General features: G+C 77.0%; 1 protein-coding gene. It reads right to left on the reverse strand.

Annotation, left to right across the window (positions count from 1 at the left end; translation table 11 throughout):
* A partial coding sequence (locus G3I71_RS47780) for a hypothetical protein (protein ID WP_203733169.1) occupies positions 1–440 on the reverse strand: 440 nt, incomplete at both ends.

The following is a 440-nucleotide window of genomic DNA, read 5'->3' on the forward strand; positions in this document are numbered from 1 at the left end:
CGCCGTGGGGACCGCCGGGAGCTGCGGCGGTGCGTGCGGCACCGAGTGCTGCACCGCCCGCGGCGCCGTCCCGCCCACCAGGGGTCCCGCCTCCGGGGCGGTCCCGAAGTAGGCGAGCAGCACGTCGCGTTGCGCCGCGATCATGTCCCGACTGGTCCGGAGGAACTCGGCGACGAGGGCGTCGGCCGTACCGGGCGTCGGCTGACCGGGGTTCGTTGTCACGGGGATCTCCACGACTCGTCGGGCGGGCGCGAGGGCGCCGGGGAGGGTGTCGCCGGCGGCGGTGCGTACGAGGTGTCCGTCCACCGTCCAGCCGGGCCGGCGCGGAGCGGTCGTCCGGTCGATGTCGACGGCGTCCCGGCCCCGGAACATCCAGTCCGTGACCACCGGCAGTCCGGCGAGGGCGAGCCGGGCGAGCGGGGGGACGGTCCGGGTGCCGT

This window comes from Streptomyces sp. SID12501 (assembly GCF_010550245.1).
Classification (GTDB): domain Bacteria; phylum Actinomycetota; class Actinomycetes; order Streptomycetales; family Streptomycetaceae; genus Streptomyces.